Here is a 14,817-nt window from a genome sequence, read left to right as displayed (position 1 = left end):
GCAAACTATTTTTTCAGCAATTGTTTAATGGCTGCTGCGGTTGACAGTAATACCAAGGGTACTAAAACTGCGGGAAGCAATACGAAAGGAAAGTAGCCAAGTGCCAGATTGGGTTGTTCAAAACCAAATTGTGTAAACCTTGCCGGTAAAGAAAGTAGGGCAGAGGATACAACGTTTATCAGCAACGCAAGACAAATTAAATTCCAGGCAATAATGGCTGCCTTGCCTAGTATCTTTTTTACAAAACTAAAATAATAGATAAAGGGAGCCGAAATGCCAGAGAGGATATCGAAATTCCTACCATGAAAAGTCATTGCTTCAGGAACGTTTTTGCTGACGAATAGCCAGTATAAAACGAGTTCCACGGGAATCCGGATGATATGAAAAATGGTAAGCGTTGGTAAGTCAAGTTCATCCAGAAAAGCTCTTCCATTCTTTGTAGCAAATCTGGATGCCAGGAAAAGTAGTGGCGGTAAAACCAACAATGGGAAGCGTGCCGTTACTGTGCCGGGATTGGTATAAAACCCGGCAATAGCAAGTATTGACTGAATAAGTATCCAGGCCAATAAACCAATCAAAAAAGGTTTTGACTGGTTGGTGGCTTTGTAAAATAACCCGATGGCAAGCAGTACTGTTGCAGCAAAGGTTATGTAAACGTAGGCTGGTAAATGTAGCATTGTATTGTTTGTTTGATTACGATACAAAGGACGCTACGCTCACCCTAAGCATACTTGCCATTTGATATGAAACGAATTGCCAAATGGCAAGAAATAGACATGCTATTTTCTGGCAAACTCTTTTCTTATACGGCTAAGGGAAGTGTCTGTTATGCCCAGGTGAGAGGCAATATGCTTTAGTTGGGCGTGTTGAAAAATCTCTTTGTTATCTGCTATCAGGCTGCTGTAACGCTCTTCTGCACTTTTGTTAATCATGGATAAGGTGCGTTGTTTGTAAGCTACAAACTCCTTTACCAGCATGGCTCTTGCAAATTCCCTAAACTCGGGTACGGAATGGAAAAGAAGGTTTAGTTTTTCAAAGCTGGTAGCATATACTTTACAATTGGTAATAGCCTGTAAATTTTCTGTGGATGGCTGGCGAAGAAAAAAAGAAGCTGCTTCAAAGGCTACCCTGCCTTGTGGATAAAAAAACGTGGTGATTTCATTGCCGTTGGGATCAAATGTAAAAGCTCTTACAAAGCCTTCTGCCAGATAATAATAGCCGCTTACCTTTCCCTGCTTTAAGAGATATTCATTTTTGGAAAAATCCATTTCCTCAAAATGTCCTGCAATGGTATCAAGCCCGGTTTGCGTTACACTTATGTTGGGGATATTTTTCTTAATAAAGCTGATGAGTTGTTCTTTTTCCATTGGCACAGTGTAGATTGCAATTTTTGCCTTATTGATTATTTGCGGATGCCTGTTTAAACAAGGGATAACTAGTGTAAAAGGCAATAGCAGCCGGTGTAGCTTGCAAAAAAGCCAGTAAATAGGCGTTTGATGTAACCGCCAAAACCAATCCAGCACCAATAGCCGCAAAACAAACCAATAAGATCAATGCATAACCCACTGCCTTATTCTTTTTTAATTGACAAAGCCCCGCAATGCCGCCAATTGTAAAAAACAGATTGTAAAATCCCTGGTTGATAAACAGTTTTTTAAGTACCAGAGCGTGCATTTCGTAGCCTAAAGTTACTGGCGGATTATTAAACCAATCAAGCAAAAGATTGTGGACGAAAGGCTGCATCCAAAAAACAGTCTCTAAAATAAAGAATATAAAAAAGTCAAAAATTACAAAAATAGCTAATGCTTTTGTAAATCGGTCTATGTGCATGATTTATTATGCTTAAAATTTAGGCGCAAAGATTCGGCAATAGCTCAGCATACACAAGTACGGTTAAATTTCCCCTATACTGCTAATTTTACCTATACGTCGAAATAGTGTTTGTTGATTATTTTTATAGTAAACAAAAACGTCTAAAAAAAATGGATGAAAAGAAAATACCCAAAGACCTTACGTGTGGGCTAAATATTGCTATAGAAGTTATTGGCGGAAAATGGAACGCCAATTTTTTTAGCGAATATTAGCAAAGGAATGAAACGCCCGTCTGAATTGCACAAATCTATTCCTCAGGCATCGGCAAGGGTATTGAATCAGCAACTTTCGGAACTCGAATCCCATGGCATTATAGAAAAGAAAAATTACAATGTCTTACCTCCAAAAGTTGAGTATTCGTTAACCACAGGCGGTGAACGTATTTTAGACGTCTTGTATGCCATGAAGAACTGGGGCGAAGGGTATAAAAAAACTTTCTACGAGCTATTGAAACAAAAGAAACCGTAAGAGATTGTATGTTATTTAGTTTCTGAAGTCAGTCTTAGTTTGTTCAAATAGTGCCCGCAAACGGGAGTTTATGGAGTTTGCTTTGTGATTTCACATATTGATTTCGTTTGTTTTTACTTGCATTTTTGAGGTTCTCGGTTTTCGCATAGCCACTAACGTTGGCGTATTGGCGTTGTAGGGACAATCAAGGTTTGTTAGCCCAATGCTTGGACCAGGTATAAATAGAATACAAAAGTTCAGGCCATGTTGGTCAGCCTCTAAAAGCTATTCCGAGTATTAATAGATTGCTTTGCTGCCTGGGCCATTGTGACAATGGAAGCCCCCAGCATAATAACATCCTTGATGACAAGGCGTCCGGATCCACTTAGATAGGGAAACCCATGCTCCACGTCGCCCAAGGCAGGCACCCACGTCTCTGGAGTTGTAATTAGAAATGATAAAGTAACCAATGACATAATGAACGCCAGTAAACTTCCCACCGCAGAAACAGCGGGCCAGATTGGATACATGGCAATTAGCAAGCCAATCAGGACTATAAAGCTTCCTAAACCATAGGCAAAAACATAGGTATGGTTTGCTTTATGCCACGCAATGTTTGCAGGTTTGTATTCCCCTTCCTTGTTTGTATATTTCTTATAATCTGGCGCATCAAATTTATAAAAGAAACGCATAGCAGGACTATTGGCTACAAACGGCACAATGCCAGCGGCTTCATACTGAAATGCTTTCAATCCACCAATCCATAGTAATACAAGAACGATAGCCCATCGGGTTACCTGAATCCCTGCACTTTGCAACCCTGAAGCATAAAGAAGGAGTTTGTCTATCATCGTTTTAAATAGTTTAAGGTTGACCTATTTTAATGAATCTATTTGCTTGTTAATCAGATAGAAAGCTTAAGCTAAAAACAGGTTAGCGATTACATTACCTAGCCATTGTCAACCTACTGACGCGGGGCGTTCATCTAATGGGTAAAAAAAATTGATACTATCGTGACGCACCTCTAGGTTTGTTTCTTTACTGTCACCAGTTATCTAAATGGAGCGATCAACTAATGGGACGCTCAATCTGCTCTTCTTCAAAGTCCAATTGGGCTTCAATTTTTCGAATGACTTCTTCATCTAAATCCGGCTGTAGACGCAGTTGGGCCAATTCTTGCCGTCTGATCTGATAGACCTGCATCAACGCTTCTTTATACATAGCAAACCATTGGTCATTCTTTTCTGACTTCGGCATTTCACTGAGTAAAAGATTGGTTTCTAAGTGACTTTTTAATTGGCCTAATAAGGGATTATCTGATATCTGAGTCGTGTAGTTTCGGATAAGTTCACGTAAGGCTGCTCCATGCAACTGCCTATTGATTTGATTTCTTTGTTCATGCTCGGGAATGCGATTAATTTGCTCCTGAGGGTGTACCCAACTAACCACCCAGGGCAGTGTTAATCCTTGAAGCACTAGCGTTACCATAATTACCACGAAAGTGATAAATAATAACAGTGGCCGATGCGGGAATGGTGCATCATTGGGTAGAGTAAGGGGGATAGAAAAAGCGGCTGCTAGAGAAACTACACCCCGCATGCCCGCCCAACCCACAACGAATGGACCTCGCCAACTTGCATTCCGTACAGCCACCGTGATAAAGCGTTCTGCGATACGTGTAAACGCGGTGGAAATAAAGGCAAAACCTAACCGTACACTAATAACTAGGGCCGTAATCAGAAGCGCATATCCTGTTATGTCAACTAGTGAATAGTTAGTCAGACCCTCTAATACAATCGGCAATTCCAGACCAATAAGCATAAATACCAACCCATTAATAATGTAAATGAGGGTAGCCCACATCGCATTACTTTGGATGCGCTCCGAATGCAGATGAACAGTGTGGCTATTTTTAGATAAAAATAACCCTCCGCTAACAACTGCAATAATGCCAGAATACTGTAGCTGTTCTGCTATCAAATACATACTGTAGGGAGCTAGAAAAGTCAGCAGAATGCTAACCCGTAATTGAAGCGGTAGCCACCTCTGGATGGCATAAAATGCACCGGCTACGGTAACACCAACGCCTGCTCCCAATATAGTTATCGAAAAAAAAGAGTGAATTACGTCTGTCCAAGCGGTCGTTCCAGTAATTACGCTGGCTAATGCGAAGCGTAACACAATCAAACTAGCGGCATCGTTGATTAAACTTTCACCCTCCAGAATAGCAATTGTGGATTTTGGCGCTTTTACGCTTTGTAGTACTGAAGTGGCAGCAATCGCATCGGGAGGAGAAACAAGTCCCCCAAGTAGAAAGCCCAGGGATAAAGAAAAACCAGGAATTAAATTAGTAGCCGTATAAGCAACTGCAGTGGCAGTCAAAATAACAAGCCCAAATGCCAACACTAAAATAATACGCCGATAACGCCAGAGTTCCCGCCAAGAAGTAAACCAAGCCGCATTAAATAGAAGTGGGGGCAGAAACACTTGGAAGATTAAATCAGGATCAATGCGGATCGGCGGTACTCCTGGAATTAAGCTGGCAATTAATCCGCCCATAACCAAAAAGATAGGTGTTGAAATACGCCAACGATCCGCGAGTGCCGATAATAAAGCTACCATCCATAGTAAGCCAAGGCCCAGCAAAACGATGTCTCGCATTTTTACAAGGAGCTAAAGGAAATAAAGATAGTTTTGGCTGATTAATAGTAATCGAGAAGTAAAACGGTTTGAATTTATTCAGACGTAACAAATAGGTACAAAACATATAATACCCACCACTTATATTGTTAAGAGCTTACAAAAGATAAATACGCGAGTTAATTGAGTTTCGCACCTATCTCGCGTATTTATCTTTTATAAAGTCAAGTAGCCCATTACCGGCCCAACTACCTTCATACTTATCACCGTTAATGAAAAATGTTGGAGTTGCTTTAACGCCACTTCTCATACCGCTATGAAAATCAGCATCAACTTTTTCGGCTAAGTCAGTTAAAGTTAATGCCTGTTCGAACTGGCCAATATCAAGTGCCAGTTCGTTTGCATAGCTGAATAGGGCTCTCGAATTGAGACGTTTTTGGTTCTCTAAAAGCAGATCATGCATTTCCCAGTATTTACCTTGCAAAAAGGCAGCTTCGGCTACAATAGCGGCCATTTTAGCTTGCGGATGTCTTTTAGAGAGGGGGAAATTGCGAAATACAAACTTCAATTGATCGCCAAACTCCTGCTGCAACTGTTTGATGATTGGGTATGCCTGACCGCAATAGGGGCACTGATAATCGCCGTATTCAACTAATTCAATGGGGGCTTGTTGATTACCCTGAATATGATCGATCTCTGTAACTGGGGGTAGAAGAGGCATGGTACATAATTTAGAGGTTATCGTTCACTTATTCGCAGCCTGCCGGAGTTTGTGGTACATTGTTACGTTGAGTTTCCTAATATCCAGTGAAAAAATTGTACACTGATTAAGTAAAACCAGTTTTCAACTAGCAACAAGTATTCATCTGCCATACCTTGAATACTATTCAGATTATTAATTCACCGAAAAATTAGGATACCAAAAACGCTGTGAAGCTTAATCAACCCTATTAAGGGCTGGACCAATCTATTTCAGAGTTTTTCCGATTAATCATGGCTAGCTTACAGCAGATGAGATCTTTTTAAGCCATGCGTTTTTTTATTTCTTCAGTTACTTTACCCAGTAAGCTCTCAGCCAGGAATGCTGGTCTCAAAAAGATATCTACGTGGTCGATTAAATCATTCTCATCAATATGGACTTGATCAATGATTTGCAGGGATGTACCATCCAGCGATCCCTCTAAAAGTAGTGTATGCCAATTATCCCCGGCGTCATAAGTACGAATTAATTTATATCCATCAATGACTGCAGCCACGGTACTTAACATCATTGATGTTTTTTCTTTACCCTCATTTGGCTGATTCGCACCCGGTGGCATTACTTTGATAGCTGTACTAAATGTAGCAGCAATTTCCTGAATGTGCCCTGCTTCAACAGCAGAGGCATAAGTTTGAATTGTGTTTGACATAGTCTGATTTATTTAATACGGTTAATTTAACTTAGTACTTTGCACTTTCCAGCTATTATAACTTCTTGCCAAGTCAGGCTTTCTAATTGAATGCGTTTCTATCGGAGTCGATTCTAAAGATATATTGGCCCAACAAGAGGAATTTTTGAAATAAATGCATGATAGTTAAGGCTCTTTTAAGTTTTATAAGCCTTTGTTTTAGCGACAACTGTTTGTTAGCTTATTAGCATACGAAGTGGACTTAACGGTCCGACCGGAATCAGATCAAACTCCATCATTCCAGCTATGCCTAATGGAAGTGCTTCAAGAAGATTCTTTGCCTCCTCTACATCAGTAACATTCAAAATGAATATCACACCCGTTTGGTCAGGCTTAGCAAACCATTGATCAATTTTACCGTCAAGGTAAAGCTTGAGGGTAGCTGGTACTTCCTGAAGCATGACCGAATGACGATCGGTTGGCGACAGGCCACTTTCAGTCAAGTGGCCAATTGCGATAATCCTTGTAACCGGATTGGAAGAAGGTTCTGCAGTAAGGGTTGCTGCTTGCGTGTCGGCATTAGCCATTGATTTATGTTGACTTTCCATGATATATGATTTAAGTTTAATGTATAAATATTCAATTCAAGAACTCCTTCTATTTTTAAAAATCTCCTCGCGCTAAGTAAAGATCAGAAATGAGTTTAGGCATTAGAATAAACCAGATTTCCACAGATAGATAAGCTATATTATACCTTTTTGGTAAATCGGGTCACTTCGGCGGGCATGGCCAGGTGAGATAGATGACTGCTGTTGATGTCATACTCCTTGAGGATGCCCGCCCCTTTGACCATTCGCTTTTGCAGAGGCAGGCTAACCACATGATCCAGCAAGGTGTGAATGTAGTACTTGGGTACGCTGCCAAAGTTAGCCGGGCTGAGCACGGCGGGGTTAGTGAAGGGAATGGCGGGTTCGGCCCGGTAATTATCGACGACCAACTTCTTGGCCGCATCCGAACCATCCTGGATGAATATGGGAGACAGGTTTTCGGGTTTGATATCCAGCAAAGTTTTGTCCGCCGATGGAATCAGAGCAGGTCCGAGCAGGGCATCGGCATCGGTGTTGGCCAGGTCCAGCAGGCTTTGACCGTTGGCGGGCAGGTAGGCCCCGATATAAATAACTTTCTCCTAGCTAGCTAGTAGTTTGCGTTCCAGCGTTTTGACATAATCCGCGTCTCGTTTCATGGTTTTTCGGCGGTTTTTGGGTTGTAAAAGGGGAAGTAAGCGTAATCTGAAGTAATTGCGGTTAAGACGGCGCAGCTCCCTCATCGGGATACCCAAGGTTTCTTCCAGTTCGGAAGCCTGGACTCGTTCGGCGCGATAAGCTTCAACGACCTTCCAGCGGAATAGGTGTCGAGTTTTCTTTTTCTTATAGCCTAACAAATCATTAAGGTACGTATTCATACTGGATTTTGTCTAGATTTTCCAGTAGCATACGCAATGTATATCGCATCAGTTAAATCGCGCATTTGAATAGTCATCTTAGGTATTTCACCTTAATAAAAACTCAGGATTGGTAGCTGAGGGTGTCCTGTGCATGTACGCTTTTCCTACTTTTCTTATTGAAATCATTTCATCCAATTTACTTCTGAAAGACATATTGTCAGAAAAAGCGGTTTGTAGAATGAGGGGATAGGTTATAATGGCTATAAAAACCTCCTGCTGCTTCTTTCGAGCCTCTGTTAACGGTTTAGGCTTGGCGAAACCATTGGCGAAATAGATGTCAGGAATCTTCCTTGCCGCCTTCCAACGGTAGCGTGCCGTATGATCAAGGCCATATTGCTGAATAAACTGCTAGGCGAGTTGGTTGGTGTAATTCATAAGTGTGTCTCAAATGATGTGGTAGTTGCTATTGGGTTATTTGTTCTAATACATTGTACATTGCATTGGGCATGAAACAAAAAAAGCACTTACAATTTATTTGTAAGTGCTTGATCTTCAATGCTCCCGAAGCTGAGTAGTTATATTATTTATATTCAATTGATAATTAGGTACTTACAGTATGTACTGGTATAACTTGTTAATAAAGTGATTGTAATAAATATTGTGTCTTACATTTAAGTATCTGATAAACAGATACTTAAATGTAAGACACAATTAAATGAGTTATATATTTTGATTATATGGACTGTGACAAATAGACTTAGTTTAAATTATAGATACGGGAAATTTCCCCTTGTCACGGATTAAAAATTATATAACTATGCAAACTATTATTCAATATCGTACATGTACGATATTGAATAATAGTTTGCATAGTTATATAGACATATGTGGACTTCAATTAAACTATCACACACAAAATATCTAGTCAAATGAAAAATTTGAATAAAATTATTATTAGATGCATATTATTTATTAGTGGAATCTTAACTTTTGTGAGCATATATGCCCAAGACACTACTTTTAAAGAGCCTGGAATACCCAATGACGAGAAAGTTAGAAATAGTAGCATACGTGAATTAAATATTTCTAGTTATGAATTCGGACTATCAAGTGTTATTCTAATTTTTGGTTTTTTAGTTTTATGCTTAGAGGTGTATATAATGAAAGCTAGTCAATTTACTTCTGAACAGATAATACGTTTGCTTTCTATGACACTGATCATAATCAGTGCTCTCTTTTTAATCACCTCTGCCTACAGTGATACCCAAATGGCTCCTGCCATGGGATTGTTCGGTACATTAGCTGGTTATTTATTAGGTAAAACAACAAATGAAAAAGTTGATGAAAAATCTTAAGTTTTCTCAGAAAATATTTTTTTTGCCTTTGCTATATTTTTATAGCAATAATGTATTTTCTCAAATGCAGCTTATTCCAGAAGGTACAATAGGTTTGGGAAATAAGACCAATAATATTATACAATTAAACCTTAGCGAGAATAGGAAAGATTGGACTAGGATTTATATAAACCCTAAAGATGTGAAAATTTATACTGCTCCATTCTTATTTGTAATTGTTGATGATTCTGATAAGCCAAAAAAATTTATGCTAAAACAATTGAAAGATTCTGCTTATGTCTTTTATTACGACCAAAAGAAAAATTTACAAATGGGTAAAATAAAGAAATAGTATGAAATTCTATGTGTTGATTTTTGCCATTTTTAGTTATAGCGATCTGCTTGCTCAGAAACTCGTTACTATAGATTTGAAAAAATCTTGTAGTTACTATGGCGAAAAGTTGCCATCTAGAATATATGAATTTGAAGGAGATTCAGTAACTATTATTCTGGCAATTAAGAGGATTACTAATACTGTTGGGTTGCGACCAAACTTTAGAATAAAGCAAGCGAGTGTTCCTAATGCAATGGCTATAATGGATACCGATGGTAAAGGTAGACTAATTTTATATAGCGAAAATTTCTTTATTAATATTTCAGATATAACTAAAGGGGAATGGGCAAAGTTTGCTGTTCTTGCACACGAAGTTGGACACCATTTGAACAATCATGTACTTTCTGTAGGAGTCAGTAGACCTGAATTAGAATTAGAGGCAGACGAATTTTCCGGGTTTATATGTGGAAGTTTAGGCTCAGAATTACTAGAAGCGCAATCAGCTATTAATATATTTAATAACGATTATGACACTACAACACATCCAAATAAACTAGCAAGATTGGAAGCTATTGCAATCGGTTGGAAGAAAGGTAATACAAAACGCCTGAGTGGGAGTATAGAAGAATTTATAGTGCCCAAAGCAATAAATAATGATGTTCTTGATACACAACCTATTGTTAATTTACCTGCATTATATGACGCAATATTGTCAGATAAGGATACAATTTCTTATACAGAGAATAAATTAAGGATAGAAGTAGGGGGTGTGTCATCCACTAGAATCGCAGAACCAACTTCAAATCCTCAATATAATTTAAAAGCTCAAGTATATTATGGTATCACATATATGTTTGAAAATAAGGTTGAGGTTGGCCTTATGCCAACATTTAACTTTTATAACATCACAGATACGTCCTATAATTCTTCTAATACCTTATATTCCCGTCTAAAATTAAGTTTTAATTTATCCCTGCTTTACTATTTTAAAAGATTTTCAAGCTTAAATGTAAATTATTTTGGCGGACTTAATGTTGGATTTGATCCATCTATAGGCAATGCACAAATGTATTTTGGGGTTTTTTTACCTTATAACCGAACATTTGCAACTCAGGTGAAATTAGGAATTATTAAATTTGGGCCTCCTGCCGACTTTGGAAATAAATTACAAAACTCATTAAGTTACACTGGAATATTTTTGGGTGTAAATTTTAGAATGAATATGTTTAGGAAGAAGAGTATTTTCGCTAATAAATAAAAATTAGTCCTTTATAAGGACTAATTTTTATTTATTGTAAACTTTACATTCCAGTTTGCCAAAGTAAACCCTTTTAGTGCTATAAAGATTAATTTTTAGGAATTGGCTAATCTTCTTGAAAATATCTTTGTGTTACGAGACATTTTCGTTCACTGCGTTTTGGGAAAAGAGGTAGTTTAGTAAAAATATTGTTAAACTTGATAACATCGATGTATATTTTGCTTAGTTTATTATAGCCGCTAGTAAAGTATAAAGTAGGTATCAACTCATCGCGATAATATATTGAAACCTTCATTTGATGAAATTATTCCTCTTCTAAAAACTCAAAAACGCCACTTACCCAATTTTTTACCTCACTCAAATTTATCTTCTCCTTATCTCTACGTTTCATACGCTTATAAGCGTCAATAAACCATTTGTCTGTGATAAAACCAGACTCTGCAATGTATACGGTTAGGAAATAGTCTGAGGCCTCATAGCTGAACATATAATCCCCTATTTTTCGTAGTTCTTCTTCAGTAAACTTGAAGTCGGCCAAATCAAGATCATCATCTGTAGGATCGGCAATATTCGCTGTCTCAATCTCAAGGTTTCTGGCTGCTACCAGCGTAGAGATTGTAAATTGAGTGACAAATATCTTTTTTGTCCACTCAATGAAGGATTTATAAAATTTGATATTTTTTTTCTTCTCTTTCAATACATCTTCAGTCATTCTAAGCCGTTCTTCCAGCCGTTGAAGCGACTCGCTTTGCTCACTTCTCAAGTCTTCCGCTTGCGGTATACCTATGATTTCATAGACTGAAACCTGCAATGCTTCAGCTATCTCTTGTACTTGTTTCAACGTAAGATTAACATCCCTGTTCTCAAGCCGGGCATAATTGCTACGCTCTGTACCCATCCGATTGGCCATGTCAACTTGGGTTAATCCCTTGCTTTCACGGATAGAACGTATATTTTTTGATACTTCCATGTGATTGATTTTTAGAGCACTACAAAGATAAGTAAAATATTTTATACGTATTTGTGCTAAATATTTGGAATTGTATTCCTTAATACTATAGATTTGTGACGATGAATTTTAGAATTAACGTTACAAATTTTATACATTATGATAGAAACCGCCATAAAAGAAGCTATGCAAGGCTACGAAAACAGAATTGGAGGTCGATTTAAACCTGATTCCCGATTTTACCAGAAAGTTGGTATAAACCAAAAACGGTTTGGTCAATTGCTCCGAGGAGAAAAGCCAATCTTGGGATTTGAAGCCCGTAACCTATCTCAATTTTTTGAGGTGTCTTTAGAAAGTCTCATTTAAACGCAAAAGCCCTGTAACGCGGCCAGGCGGTACAGGGCTAATTCTCAACCTATTACTAAATTAATTATGTCAAAGTTAAAACATGCTGATACGTTAGCAAAGGAAAAACAGCTTGATCGTTTAAACGTTTTGCTCTATCTACGGGGGACCAACCTTTACTTTAGAATCCTTTCAAATGGAAAAAGCATTGCTTTTTCAACGGGTTTAAAATGTCACCCGAAGAAGTTGAATAAAAAAGCCTTTAGTATTGATGGTGACGAATCATCTACAAATTTACTTCAGAGCCTACGCTCTGACTTTCAACGGACGTTTACGGACTTCTTACTGACAAAGCGGACTCCTGATTTAAGGAAAATAAAGGATATTGTTTTGAAGAAGTTGAGTGCAGACCCAACGATACCAACGTTGATCGAGTGTTTAGAGACCTTTTTCAAGAATGAATTCGAATCTCTAATTGGGTTCGACTATGAACCCAAGACCGTTGAAAAGAAACGTTACATTGTAGAACGTATACGTCAGTACGTTATCGCACATTATAGTAATCCGCATTTTGAATTAAGTGATCTTAGACTAGTCGATGCTCAAAATTTAGTCAACTTCTGTAAACGAACCTTCAGGCATGGTCATAACCATGCTGTTCTACATGCTGAGTTTTTAAAACGTACCTGCAATTACGCGATTGCGAACGAATGGTTGGATAAAAACCCATTTGCCTTCTTTCGGCCAAAAAGGGAACGTAAAGACGTTGTTTCTTTGCGAGAAGCCCACATACGGGTTTTAGAAGATGCCGTTTTCGTTGGTCGAGAGTACAATTATGTAAAGGACGTTTTCTTGTTCTGCTGTTATACGGGTTTGGCTTATGTTGATGTAAGTAGGCTAAGTGGTGTGCATGTTGTGACCAAAGAAGACGGTAGCCAACTTCTAAAAATTAAGCGTGGTAAAAACGATAATATGTGTACTGTTCCGCTAGTGCCCAAAGCATTACGGATTCTTCAGAAGTACGCTAATAACGCTGATTGTATTGACAAGAATCGACTTCTACCTGTTTATGCCAATCAGGTAATGAACCGTATATTGAAGGAAATACAAGCCATTTGTAAAATTCCTGTCCGACTCACTACCCACGTAGCTCGCAAAACATGCGCTTCTTATTATATCGCTAATAATGTGCCTTTAACCAGTGTTGCCACAATGTTAGGGCATAAGAAGACAAGCACTACGGAACAGTATTATACCGAACGCACAGAAGAAGCCGTCATACGCCACATTAAAGAATTTCAGGACCGTAAGAATGATGAAGAGCCATTGAGCGAAGCTGTTTAACAAAAAAGCACGCTCCTGCCAGAACGTGCTTTCCTTTTCAATTTTTCAAAGCAAAAACAAAGATATGAAATCTAATTCAAACAGTGACGAAAACACTGAAGGACAACCTATTATCCAGCGTATTCAGAAATTCTTATTTGACAAGCATGAATACCGCGTCAACATCGTATCCAACCAGTTAGAACGAAAGAAAAAGGCTACTTCTGAATGGGAGTTGGTCAACATGGCTGATATTGAATTTGAGCTTTTCAACTCAAACTTTAAGGGGTTCAAAGACCCTTTAAAAGCGCTATTTGGCTCGAAGTTAATTCCAAGGTATGATCCTTTCACAACCTATTTTGAAGGCTTGCCAAAATGGGATGCATCACAACCAGACTACATTGACCAGTTAGCTGACTTCGTACATACCGATGATCAAATTTGGTGGAAATCGATGTTTAAGAAGTGGATGGTTCGGGCTGTTGGTCAAGCAGTTGGCAAAATTCAATTTAATAAGCAGTGTCTAACTTTAGTCGGTAAGCAGAACGATGGCAAGACCACATTCCTTGATTTTCTTATTCCTGAAGGCTTGAAAAACTACGCAAAAAAAGGGTTTGACTTTGGTCACAAGGACGGCAAGTTTTCTCTAATTCAGAACTTCTTTATCAACTTAGATGAGTTAGCTTCTTTTGAGAAAAAAGAACTGAACAACGAATTTAAGACCGTACTCTCTGAAAGTACAGTCAAGTTCCGACTTCTGTTTCAAAATATCGAAACTCCTTTTGCCCGTCGCGCAAGTTTTGTGGCTAGTACAAACCAGTTTGAGTTTTTAACAGATGAAACTGGAAACGTACGCTGGTTACCATTCATCGTTAAAGCTATTCAACATGATGCTGGTGGGCCAAAAGGATACGCGGCTACAATTGCTATTGATCTAGTTTGGGCGCAAGCTCAAGCGTTGCTTAGTGACGCTGCTTTTAACTGTAACATGACTCCTGATGAAATTAATCACCAAGAGCTTTTAAACCGTCGTTTCCTGCGTACAACGACTGAAATGGAAGTAATCAGTAAATACTACTTACCAAGTGAAAAGGGTGAAAGTGACGCAATCTTCTGTAATGCTACTGATATAGAGGAATATCTGCGCGGTAAAACGTCTATAAAACTCCATAGAGGACAAATTGGTACGGCAATGAAGTTTATGGGATTTGTGAAAGAATCATCCTACAGCAAAGACAAAGGGTTTTCCCTAAAAGGGTATTATGTCAAAATAAAGTAAACCTACTTACTCGATTACTCGAAGTAGTATTATCTTCTATAAATCAATTACTTGTACTTAAATTTTCGAGTAAATGAAAAGTTACTCGTAATTGACTCGTTTCTCGAAAATAAGCTAAAAAGCGAGTAAAGTTTAAAAAGTCACTACTCGAAATACTTGATTTAAGGTATTGATTATAAGTAAGATAATTAGAAGAGTAGTCGA

The 14,817-nt window shown here is 38.4% G+C and carries 18 protein-coding genes; 7 read left to right on the top strand and 11 right to left on the bottom strand.

Annotation, left to right across the window (positions count from 1 at the left end; genetic code table 11):
• Nucleotides 1-5 precede the first annotated feature (5 nt).
• The 3 genes from CWM47_RS29255 to CWM47_RS29245 form a co-directional block, all read right to left on the bottom strand.
• A complete protein-coding gene (locus tag CWM47_RS29255; protein ID WP_240625515.1) occupies nt 6-704 on the bottom strand; it encodes a hypothetical protein in 699 nt (232 codons plus the stop codon).
• 75 nt (nt 705-779) lie between these two features.
• Nucleotides 780-1,367, bottom strand: a complete 588-nt coding sequence (locus CWM47_RS29250; RefSeq protein ID WP_100992124.1) for a Crp/Fnr family transcriptional regulator — start codon at nt 1,365-1,367, stop codon at nt 780-782.
• A 28-nt stretch (nt 1,368-1,395) separates the two neighbouring features.
• Nucleotides 1,396-1,830 carry a DUF1304 family protein gene (locus CWM47_RS29245; protein ID WP_100992123.1) on the bottom strand — a complete coding sequence of 145 codons (435 nt, stop codon included), beginning with the start codon at nt 1,828-1,830 and terminating at the stop codon, nt 1,396-1,398.
• 261 nt (nt 1,831-2,091) lie between these two features.
• On the opposite strand from CWM47_RS29245, the gene CWM47_RS29240 reads away from it, so the two are divergent.
• Nucleotides 2,092-2,340: a winged helix-turn-helix transcriptional regulator gene (locus CWM47_RS29240; RefSeq protein ID WP_206170555.1), complete on the top strand. Its 249-nt coding sequence runs from the start codon at nt 2,092-2,094 to the stop codon at nt 2,338-2,340.
• 257 nt (nt 2,341-2,597) lie between these two features.
• Here CWM47_RS29240 and CWM47_RS29235 read toward each other — a convergent pair whose 3' ends face one another.
• The 7 genes from CWM47_RS29235 to CWM47_RS29205 all read right to left on the bottom strand — a co-directional run bounded on the left by CWM47_RS29235 (nt 2,598) and on the right by CWM47_RS29205 (nt 7,809).
• On the bottom strand, nt 2,598-3,170 hold the full coding sequence (locus tag CWM47_RS29235) for a DUF417 family protein (protein ID WP_100992122.1): 573 nt from the start codon (nt 3,168-3,170) through the stop codon (nt 2,598-2,600).
• Nucleotides 3,171-3,387: 217 nt separating this feature from the next.
• Nucleotides 3,388-4,980 carry a Na+/H+ antiporter gene (locus CWM47_RS29230; RefSeq protein ID WP_100992121.1) on the bottom strand — a complete coding sequence of 531 codons (1,593 nt, stop codon included), beginning with the start codon at nt 4,978-4,980 and terminating at the stop codon, nt 3,388-3,390.
• 175 nt (nt 4,981-5,155) lie between these two features.
• Nucleotides 5,156-5,680, bottom strand: coding sequence for a DsbA family protein (locus CWM47_RS29225; RefSeq protein ID WP_100992120.1), 525 nt, complete (start codon nt 5,678-5,680; stop codon nt 5,156-5,158).
• A 301-nt stretch (nt 5,681-5,981) separates the two neighbouring features.
• Entirely contained in the window at nt 5,982-6,368 is a 387-nt protein-coding gene (locus CWM47_RS29220; RefSeq protein ID WP_100992119.1) for a hypothetical protein, read from the bottom strand.
• A 215-nt stretch (nt 6,369-6,583) separates the two neighbouring features.
• Nucleotides 6,584-6,955, bottom strand: a complete 372-nt coding sequence (locus CWM47_RS29215; RefSeq protein WP_206170554.1) for a hypothetical protein — start codon at nt 6,953-6,955, stop codon at nt 6,584-6,586.
• A 140-nt stretch (nt 6,956-7,095) separates the two neighbouring features.
• Nucleotides 7,096-7,413, bottom strand: coding sequence for a hypothetical protein (locus CWM47_RS29210; protein ID WP_100992118.1), 318 nt, complete (start codon nt 7,411-7,413; stop codon nt 7,096-7,098).
• A 120-nt stretch (nt 7,414-7,533) separates the two neighbouring features.
• Entirely contained in the window at nt 7,534-7,809 is a 276-nt protein-coding gene (locus CWM47_RS29205; RefSeq protein ID WP_206170553.1) for a hypothetical protein, read from the bottom strand.
• Between the two features lie 911 nt (nt 7,810-8,720).
• Between CWM47_RS29205 and CWM47_RS29200 the strand changes: the two genes are divergently transcribed.
• From CWM47_RS29200 to CWM47_RS29190, 3 genes are read left to right on the top strand one after another with little or no spacing between them, the layout of a single operon-like run.
• Entirely contained in the window at nt 8,721-9,146 is a 426-nt protein-coding gene (locus tag CWM47_RS29200) for a hypothetical protein (RefSeq protein WP_100992117.1), read from the top strand.
• Nucleotides 9,133-9,477: a hypothetical protein gene (locus CWM47_RS29195; protein WP_100992116.1), complete on the top strand. Its 345-nt coding sequence runs from the start codon at nt 9,133-9,135 to the stop codon at nt 9,475-9,477. Before CWM47_RS29200 ends, CWM47_RS29195 begins: the two co-directional genes overlap by 14 nt.
• 1 nt (nt 9,478) lies before the next feature.
• On the top strand, nt 9,479-10,717 hold the full coding sequence (locus CWM47_RS29190; RefSeq protein ID WP_100992115.1) for a M48 family metalloprotease: 1,239 nt from the start codon (nt 9,479-9,481) through the stop codon (nt 10,715-10,717).
• A gap of 304 nt (nt 10,718-11,021) precedes the next feature.
• Here the strand turns inward: CWM47_RS29190 and CWM47_RS29185 are convergent, their stop codons facing one another.
• Nucleotides 11,022-11,687, bottom strand: coding sequence for a helix-turn-helix domain-containing protein (locus CWM47_RS29185; protein WP_100992114.1), 666 nt, complete (start codon nt 11,685-11,687; stop codon nt 11,022-11,024).
• A gap of 138 nt (nt 11,688-11,825) precedes the next feature.
• On the opposite strand from CWM47_RS29185, the gene CWM47_RS29180 reads away from it, so the two are divergent.
• From CWM47_RS29180 to CWM47_RS29170, 3 genes are all read left to right on the top strand, one after another.
• Nucleotides 11,826-12,032, top strand: a complete 207-nt coding sequence (locus CWM47_RS29180) for a hypothetical protein (protein WP_100992113.1) — start codon at nt 11,826-11,828, stop codon at nt 12,030-12,032.
• A gap of 66 nt (nt 12,033-12,098) precedes the next feature.
• Entirely contained in the window at nt 12,099-13,355 is a 1,257-nt protein-coding gene (locus CWM47_RS29175; protein WP_100992112.1) for a site-specific integrase, read from the top strand.
• A gap of 64 nt (nt 13,356-13,419) precedes the next feature.
• Complete coding sequence (locus CWM47_RS29170; RefSeq protein WP_100992111.1) at nt 13,420-14,613, top strand: VapE domain-containing protein; 1,194 nt, start codon at nt 13,420-13,422, stop codon at nt 14,611-14,613.
• Nucleotides 14,614-14,817: the final 204 nt, after the last annotated feature.

It is taken from the genome of Spirosoma pollinicola, from assembly GCF_002831565.1.
GTDB lineage: Bacteria > Bacteroidota > Bacteroidia > Cytophagales > Spirosomataceae > Spirosoma > Spirosoma pollinicola.
The sequence above is the reverse complement of the archived record's forward strand: the minus strand, read 5'-3'. Positions and strand labels throughout refer to the sequence as shown.